Origin of the sequence: Cupriavidus basilensis (genome assembly GCF_000876015.1) — a bacterium.
GTDB lineage: Bacteria > Pseudomonadota > Gammaproteobacteria > Burkholderiales > Burkholderiaceae > Cupriavidus > Cupriavidus basilensis_B.
Map to the genome: position 1 here is coordinate 111,161 of NZ_BBQM01000030.1, position 8,425 is coordinate 119,585.

At 69.5% G+C, this 8,425-nt stretch carries 6 protein-coding genes; 2 read left to right on the forward strand and 4 right to left on the reverse strand.

Features of this window, described 5'->3' with window-relative positions; all coding sequences use genetic code 11:
• The first annotated feature begins 23 nt into the window (after positions 1-23).
• Complete coding sequence (locus tag KF708C_RS31150; RefSeq protein ID WP_020205100.1) at positions 24-755, forward strand: SAM-dependent methyltransferase; 732 nt, start codon at positions 24-26, stop codon at positions 753-755.
• 75 nt (positions 756-830) lie between these two features.
• Here the strand turns inward: KF708C_RS31150 and KF708C_RS31155 are convergent, their stop codons facing one another.
• Genes KF708C_RS31155 through KF708C_RS31170 form a run of 4 tightly spaced genes read right to left on the reverse strand, consistent with a single transcriptional unit; the run spans position 831 to position 4,110 of the window.
• Entirely contained in the window at positions 831-1,979 is a 1,149-nt protein-coding gene (locus tag KF708C_RS31155; protein ID WP_059415492.1) for a S49 family peptidase, read from the reverse strand.
• A 44-nt stretch (positions 1,980-2,023) separates the two neighbouring features.
• On the reverse strand, positions 2,024-2,437 hold the full coding sequence (locus KF708C_RS31160; protein WP_029044049.1) for a Rieske (2Fe-2S) protein: 414 nt from the start codon (positions 2,435-2,437) through the stop codon (positions 2,024-2,026).
• Positions 2,430-3,089 carry an HAD-IA family hydrolase gene (locus KF708C_RS31165; protein ID WP_020205097.1) on the reverse strand — a complete coding sequence of 220 codons (660 nt, stop codon included), beginning with the start codon at positions 3,087-3,089 and terminating at the stop codon, positions 2,430-2,432. The genes KF708C_RS31160 and KF708C_RS31165 overlap by 8 nt, the downstream gene beginning before the upstream one ends.
• Before the next feature lie 19 nt (positions 3,090-3,108).
• The gene (locus tag KF708C_RS31170; RefSeq protein ID WP_059415495.1) at positions 3,109-4,110 is read right to left on the reverse strand and encodes an RluA family pseudouridine synthase; all 1,002 of its coding nucleotides are present in this window, start codon (positions 4,108-4,110) and stop codon (positions 3,109-3,111) included.
• A 770-nt stretch (positions 4,111-4,880) separates the two neighbouring features.
• Between KF708C_RS31170 and KF708C_RS31175 the strand changes: the two genes are divergently transcribed.
• A complete protein-coding gene (locus KF708C_RS31175; protein WP_059415497.1) occupies positions 4,881-8,072 on the forward strand; it encodes an Rne/Rng family ribonuclease in 3,192 nt (1,063 codons plus the stop codon).
• Positions 8,073-8,425 lie beyond the last annotated feature (353 nt).

Below are 8,425 nucleotides of genomic sequence, written 5' to 3' on the forward strand. Positions count from 1 at the left end.
CAAGACAACGACGGAAACCAAGCATGAGCGGCATCCTCTACCTGATCCCCAACACGCTGGGCAAGCGCGACGAGAGCGACCCGCTGCCGGACGTGATCCCCGCCGGCGTGCAGCAGATCGCGGCCCGGCTCGACTACCTCGTGGCGGAAAACGCCAAGACCGCGCGGGCCTTCCTGAAAAAGCTCGGCGAGACCTGCCCGCTGGCCAGGCCGGTCCAGCAGATCGAGATCCGCGAGCTCAACGTCAACACGCGCGACGACGCGCTCGCCGCCCTGCTCGCCCCGATCCGCGCGGGCCGCGACGGCGGCCTGCTGTCCGAGGCCGGCGTGCCGGCGGTGGCCGACCCCGGCGCCAACCTGGTGCGCCTGGCGCATGCCAGGGGCGTGCGCGTGCGCCCGCTGGTGGGGCCCAGCTCGATCCTGCTGGCGGTGATGGGCTCGGGCCTGAACGGCCAGAGCTTTGCCTTCAACGGCTACCTGCCGGTCGACGCGGGCGAGCGCGCCCAGCGCCTGCGCGAGCTGGAACAGCTCTCGCGCAAGGCGCACCAGACCCAGGTCTGGATCGAGACGCCCTACCGCAACGGCCAGTTGCTCGAAGCGCTGCGCCAGCACTGCGCGGGCACCACCATGCTGTCGATCGCGGTGGACCTGACGCTGCCGGGCGAGACCATCGTCACGCTGCCGATCGCCGAATGGCGCCCCGAACGGCTGGCGCTGCACAAGCGCCCGGCCATCTTCTCGCTGCTGGCCGGCTGACCGGCACCCGGGCAGCCCGCAAACGAAAAAACGGGGCGTCGCCGCCCCGTTTCCGTTCCTTGCGCCTTCGCCAACTCAGTGAATCGCCTGCAGGCGCGTGCCGAACAGCATGGTCTTCATCGCCGCGGTGCCCATCGCCGCGCCGAAGCGCTTGGCCACGCGCTCGGCGATGTTTTCCTTGACCGTGTAGTCGACGATGTCCTCGGCCTTGAACAGGTCGCGCGCCACGTAGTCCGCGTTGCCCAGGCCGTCGGCCAGGCCCAGCTCGATGCTGCGCTCGCCGGACCAGAACAGGCCGGAGAACAGGTCCGGGTCGTCCTTGAGGCGGTCGCCGCGGCCTTCCTTGACCACGTCGATGAACTGCTGGTGGATCTGCTTGAGCATGGTCTCGGCGTACTGCTTCTGCCGCGGCACCTGCGGCGAGAACGGGTCGAGCATGCCCTTGTTGGCGCCGGAGGTGTAGAGCCGGCGCTCCACGCCGAGCTTGTCCATCAGGCCGGTGAAGCCGAAGCCGTCCATCAGCACGCCGATGGAGCCGACGATGCTCGCCTTGTCCACGTAGATCTTGTCCGCCGCCGCGGCCACGTAATAGCCGCCCGAGGCGCAGATCTCCTCCACCACCACGTAGAACGGCTTGTTCGGGTAGAGCGTGCGCAGGCGGTGGATCTCGTCGTTGATCATGCCGGCCTGCACCGGCGAGCCGCCCGGCGAGTTGATCTTGAGGATGATGCCGGCGGCATTGGTGTCGGCGAACGCCGCCTGCAGCGCGGCGTTGATTGATTCGGCGCTGGCCGGCGTGCCGGCGGCGATCTCGCCGTCCAGCGACACCATCGCCGTGTGGCGGCCGGACGTGGCGGTGATGCTGCCGTCGCCCTTGAAGTCGAAGATGGCGAAGAAGACCAGCGCGAACAGCGCCACGCCCACGAAGCGGAAGAAGATGCGCCAGCGGCGCGCGGCGCGCTGCTCGCGCAGGGTGGCCATCAGCACCTTCTCCAGCACGTCGCGCTCCCAGCCGGCGCCGGTCGGCACCGGGCCGCTGCCGCCGCCCGCCAGGCGCGCGCGGCGCTCGCCGGCTTCGCGCCGGGCCGCGTCGTCGCCGGCGCGCAGGTCCTGCTCCAGCGGGAAATCGGCGTGCGCGGCGGTTTCCAGCCGTTCGCCGGCGGACCCGGCCGGCTCCTGCGGCTTGCCGGTTTCGTCCTGCGGCGGTTTTTGCTGTTCAGTCATGCAGTTGGCTCTTGGTTCGCTCTTGGTTGTCGGTGAGGGTCGGGCTAGGCAGACGGCGTGGCAGGTGCCTCGGCGGGTGCCTCGTAGGGGCTTTCCGGCACCCAGTAGACGCTGCCGTCATGCTCTTCCACGCGCAGCCGGGACAGCGACGCGCCGCGGCAAGGACCGCCCACGCACAGCCCGCTGTCCGGTGCATAAATCGCGCCATGTGTGGCGCACATCAAGTATAGGCCCGAGGACTCGAAAAACTGGCCTTCCTGCCAGTCGAGCTCCATCGGCACGTGCGCGCACTGGTTCAGGTAGCCGTGCACGGCGCCGTCGAAGCGCACCGCGAAGGCGCCCACCTGGCGACCGCCGATCCCGACCACGAAGCGCACGCCGGCGCCGCCATCGGCCAGGTCCTGCGCCGCGCACAGCCGGCGCGCGCCCGCCGCTATCGCCAATGGTGTCTCAGGCATGCGTCAGCAACCAGTCCTTGAGGTCGGCGATCGAGGCCGCGCAGTGCACCGGCGCCATCGCGCGCAGCGCATCCGCCGGATGCGCGCCGTAGCCCACGCCGATGCCGGCGGCCCCGGCATTGGCCGCCATCTGCAGATCGTGCGTGGTGTCGCCGATCATCACGGTGCGCTCCATCTCCTGCCCGAGCTCGCGCGTGAGTTCCTGCAGCATGGCCGGATGCGGCTTGGAGAAGGTTTCGTCGGCGCAGCGGGTACCGTCGAACAGCGGCCCGAGGCCGGTGGCCTGCAGCGCGCGCTGCAGGCCCACCCGCGTCTTGCCGGTGGCCACGCCGAGGAAGTAGTGCTGCGCATGCAATGCCTCGAGCATCTCGCGCACGCCGTCGAACAGCACCAGCTCCGCGTCGCGGGTCAGGAAGTGGAAGCGGTAGCGCTCGGCCAGCTTGGGATAGTCGGCCGGATCCAGCGTCGGCACGGCGTAGGACAGCGCATCCTTGAGCCCCAGCCCGATCACGTGGCTGGCGGCGCTGTCGTCGGGCACCGGCAGGCCAAGGTCGCGGCTGGCCAATTGTATGCATTTGGCGATGGTCGGGGTGGAATCCATCAGGGTGCCATCCCAGTCGAACACGATCAGGTCGAAACGTTGCCTGGCCATTGATTTCCTTGTCGGCGCCTCAGTCGTGGGCGCGCTGGTTGCGGGCTTGCTGCAGGAAGGCTTCGCATTCCGGCGGCATGGGGGCGGTGACGGTGATGCTCTCGCCACTTGCCGGGTGCGTGAAGGTCAGGCTGTGCGCGTGCAGGAACATGCGCTTGAGGCCCGGATTGGCGCCGCTGCGGGCCAGCGCCTTGTTCAGGCCGTAGTCGCCGTACTTCTCGTCGCCGAGGATGGGAAAGCCCGAATGCGCCAGGTGGACCCGGATCTGGTGGGTGCGGCCGGTCTTCAGCTCCGCCTCCAGCAGCGTGAAGCCCGGCAGCACTTCCAGGCGGTTGAAGATGGTGTGCGACGGCAGGCCGTCGTCCTGGACCCGCACGCGGCGCTCGCCGTCGGCCGTGGTGTATTTATATAGCGGCAGCTTCACGTGCTGCCGGGCGTTGTCGAAATGGCCAGCCACGCAGGCGAAATAGCGCTTGTCGAGCGCGTTGCCGCGGATCTGCTCGTGCAGGCCGACCAGCGCGCTGCGCTTCTTGGCCAGCATCAGCAGGCCGGAGGTTTCGCGGTCGAGCCGGTGCACCAGTTCGAGAAAGCGCGCCTGCGGGCGCGCGCGGCGCAGTTGCTCGATGACCCCGAACGCCACCCCCGAGCCGCCATGCACGGCCACGCCGGCCGGCTTGTCGATCACCAGCAGGTGCTCGTCCTCGAATACCACCGGAAAGCTGGCCGCGGGCACGAAACGGGCATGATCGGATGCCTTTTCCGCCACGCGCATCGGAGGAATGCGCACGATGTCGCCCATGCAGAGGCGATAGGTGGCATCCACCCGGCCCTTGTTGACGCGCACTTCCCCGGACCGCAGGATGCGGTAGACATGGCTCTTGGGCACGCCCTTGGACAGCTTCAGCAGGAAGTTGTCGATGCGCTGGCCCTCGGCCTCTTCGCCAATTGTTATATACGCCACCTGGGGTGCGGCCGCGGCGGCCCGCACCTCTTTTTCAATTTGATGGCGTAACTCATTCATTTTCAATATAATTTCCTCGCTGTCCCGGCCAAAGACCGGCAGCGCAAGTCAGGTGTAGGCGATTCGTCGTATTTTACACTTTGGGTTGCCGCCAGCCCTGCCAGCCTCCCGCTTCTTTGCGTACCCCGCGAGCCCGCGGCTGGTGAATGGCGGCAAAAACGCAGCACGCACGGTATCGCCCGCGCAGGAAGTTGCCCGAAGGCGACTTCGGCGCTGACGGCGGTCACGTGGGAAGAGTGTTCAGGTAGAACAGAATTTGATCGCGGATGCCCTGTTGGCATCCGCTCTGGTGAGAGAAGTCCCGCCCGCACCGGGAAACGGTGCCGCCGGCATGCTTCAGACGCCGCCTGACTGGTTTATTACCGGCGCCCGGTCGCAGAACTCCAAGAAGTAGTAGGTGCGCCCGCCAGGAGATGTCAGGTAGCGAAGCAGCATTGCCGTGTCGACAAACTTGCTCTTTGACGCGTCCTAGGCCTTCCGCGGCCGGCCGCGGTGCGACCGGCGCCCTTTGCGCCCGCGCCGCCGCCCATGCCAGCCGGAAACCCGCCGGAAACGCTGCGCAGAGCAGCACGCCGGCGTTCTCTCCGACCATGCGGACGGCGCTTCGACGTCGTTACCTCTCTTTCACCCGCGCCCAGCCGGGCCGCGCCTGTCGGCGCGCCGGCGCTTTCGGCAATTCTCGCGCCCTCGCTCGCTCCCTCGCGTGCTCCACGGAACGCTGCGGGCACCGCATGCCGGTGCAATCCGCGGCATTGGAGTGAGGTAATGCGATGAAACGCATGTTGTTCAACGCGACGCAGCAGGAAGAATTGCGCGTCGCCATCGTCGATGGTCAGAAACTGATCGACATCGACATCGAGGCTGCCGGGCGCGAACAGCGCAAGGGCAATATCTACAAGGGCGTCATCACCCGCATCGAGCCGTCGCTGGAGGCCTGCTTCGTCAACTACGGCGAAGAGCGCCACGGCTTCCTGCCGTTCAAGGAAGTCGCGCGCGCCTTCTTCAAGGAAGGCGTGGACGTGCGCAACGCGCGCATCCAGGACGCGCTGCACGAAGGCCAGGAACTGATCGTCCAGGTCGAGAAGGAGGAGCGCGGCAACAAGGGCGCGGCCCTGACCACGTTCATCTCGCTGGCCGGCCGCTACCTGGTGCTGATGCCCAACAATCCGCGCGGCGGCGGCGTGTCGCGCCGCATCGAGGGCGAGGACCGCCAGGAACTGCGCGAGACGATGGGCCAGCTGACCGTCCCCGACGGCATGAGCATCATCGCCCGCACCGCCGGCATCGGCCGCTCGGCCGAGGAACTGCAGTGGGACCTGAACTACCTGCTGCAGCTGTGGAAGGCCATCGACGGCGCCGCCGGCGACAACAAGGCCCCGCTGCTGATCTATCTCGAATCCAGCCTGGTGATCCGCGCCATCCGCGATTATTTCCAGCCGGACATCGGCGAGATCCTGATCGACACCGACGAAATCTACGAGCAGGCCCGCGCCTTCATGAGCGTGGTCATGCCCGACAACATGAACCGCGTGAAGAAGTACCGGGACGACGTGCCCCTCTTCTCGCGCTTCCAGATCGAGCACCAGATCGAATCGGCCTACTCGCGCATGGTCATGCTGCCCTCGGGCGGCGCCATCGTGATCGACCACACCGAGGCGCTGGTCTCGGTGGACGTCAACTCGGCGCGCGCCACCAAGGGCGCCGACATCGAGGAAACGGCGCTGCGCACCAACCTCGAAGCCGCCGACGAGATCGCCCGCCAGCTGCGCCTGCGCGACCTGGGCGGCCTGATCGTGATCGACTTCATCGACATGGAAGCCAGCAAGGCCCAGAAGGACGTGGAAACGCGCCTCAAGGACGCCCTGCGCCATGACCGCGCCCGCGTGCAGATGGGCAAGATCAGCCGCTTCGGCCTGATGGAGCTGTCGCGCCAGCGCCTGCGCCCGTCGCTGTCGGAAGGCTCGCACATCACCTGCCCGCGCTGCAACGGCACCGGCCACATCCGCGACACCGAATCCTCCGCGCTGCAGGTGCTGCGCATCATCCAGGAAGAAGGGATGAAGGAGAACACGGCCGCCATCCACTGCCAGGTGCCGGTGGAAGTGGCCGCGTTCCTGCTCAACGAGAAGCGCCAGGACATCAACCTGATCGAGATGCGCTTCAAGGTCAACGTGCTTCTGATCCCGAACAAGCACCTCGAGACCCCGCACTACAAGCTCGAGCGCCTGCGCCACGACGACCCGCGCCTGGAAGACAGCACCGCCAGCTACAAGATGGCCGAGGCCGCCGCCAAGGAACTGGAAGCCGACACCAGCTACAGCAGCCGCAAGAAGGAAGACGCCAAGCCGCGCCAGGAAGCCGCCGTCAAGGGCATCACGCCCGAGCAGCCGGCGCCGGTGTCGGTGCCGCGCCCCGAGCGTCCCGCGCGCGTCGAGCCGCCGGTGGCCCGCCCGGTGGTGCCGGCCACCCAGCCGGTGGCCAGCGGCGGCTTCATGGGCTGGCTCAAGGGCCTGTTCGGCGCCAAGCCGGCGGCCCCCGCGGCGGAACCCGCCAAGCCGGCCGAGTCGGAACAGCGCAACGGCGACAGCCGCCGCGAACGCGGCCAGCGTGGCGAACGCGGTGAAAGCCGCGGCGAGCGCGGCCAGCGTGCCGAACGCGGCGAACGCGGTGAACGCGGTGAACGCGGCGGCGAGCGTGGCGACCGCCAGAGCCGCGGCCAGCGCGGCGAGCGCGCGCCGCAGGAACGTGGCGAGCGCACCGAGCGCGGTGAGCGCGTCGAAGCGCGCGGCGAGCGTGCCGAACGTGGCGAACGCACGGAACGCGGCGAGCGCGGCGAACGCAACGGCCGCGCCCCGCGCCAGGCCGCGCTGGAAGCCCAGCCGGCACGCCCGCAGCCCGAAGGCGCCGCAGCCGAGCGCACCGAAGGCCGTGGCGAAGGCCGCCGCGACCGCAACCAGGAGCGCCGCGAGCGCCAGCGCGAACGCCAGCGCGAGCGCGGCGAGGCACCGCGTGAGGACGAAAACGGCGAAGGCCTGGCAGCCGAAGCCGCCAGCGCCGCCGTGGCTACCGTGACCGCGCCGGCGATCCAGCGCGACGAGGCCGACAACGCACGCGCCGACCTGCAGGAAGCGCCGGAAGGCGCCGCCAACGGCGAAGGCAGCGAAGGCGAGGAACGCCGCCGCCGCAACCGCCGTGGCCGCAACCGCTATCGCCGCGAACGCGACGACAGCGTGCAGGCCGGGGAAAACGCCGAGGGCGCCGAGGGCGCCGAAGGTGCCGAGGGCGAGGAAGCAGCCGAGCCGCGCGAAGCGGTAGCCGTGGCAGCCGTAGCCCCGGCCGCCGCGGTCCAGACCGTCGAGGTCGTCGAGACCGTCGAAGCGGTGGTGGCCGAATCCGTGGCCGCCGTGGCCGCCGAGCCGGTGCCGAGCGCCCCGGCCTATCAGCCCGCCGAGGTCGCCGAAGTTGCGGCGGCGCCGACGGTGCTGCCGGCCGAAGTGCTGGCCGCCCCGGTGGCCGCGCCCGTGGCCGAGCCCGTCGAAGCCGCGGCGCCCGCGCCGGCGGCTGAAACCGCCACGGAGGAAACCGTGGCCGCCAGCCCGGCCGCCTACGCGCCGCAGCCCGCCGCGCCGGCTCCCGTGGCGCAAGCCGTTGTCCAGGCGCCCGCCCCGGTGGAAGTGCCGGTAGCAGCACCCGTGGCAGCGCCTGCCCCGGTGGCCGCCGCCGTTGCTCCGGCAGCGGCCCCGGCAAGCCTGGAAAACCTGCAGCCGATGCTCGCCTCCGCCGGCCTGGAGTGGGTGAACACCGACAGCAGCAAGCTGCGCGCGGCGCAGGAAGCCGCCGCCAGCCTCCCGCCGGCACCGCGCGTGGTACGCGAGCGCAAGCCGCTGCCGCCGCTGCCGGAAGGCCCGATGGTGCTGGTCGAGACGGCGCCCGCCGCCAAGGAAACGACGCCGCAGGAATAAGCGGCTTCGCCAGGCAACAAGGAAAGGGACGGCGATGCCGTCCCTTTTTTCATATCCGCACGCTGCGTTGGCGCCCGTCCGGCCCGGCGGCAACGGCGCGGGCGCAGGCTCGGCTAGAATGACAGCATGATGGCGCCCCCGATGGCGCCCCACGATATAGCGCCCCAATACGGCGCCCGAGGACAGCACCCGCAACCAGCCCCGCCTGTCCGCCTTCGCCCCCACCCCAGGCCATGACCGAAACCGTCATCCCCATCTTCGACCTGCGCGACCATCGCTACCGCTCGATGATGCCCGTCATCCCGGACGTGCTCGCCGCGCCCTCGGGACTGGTTGCCGACACCCGCGGCAGG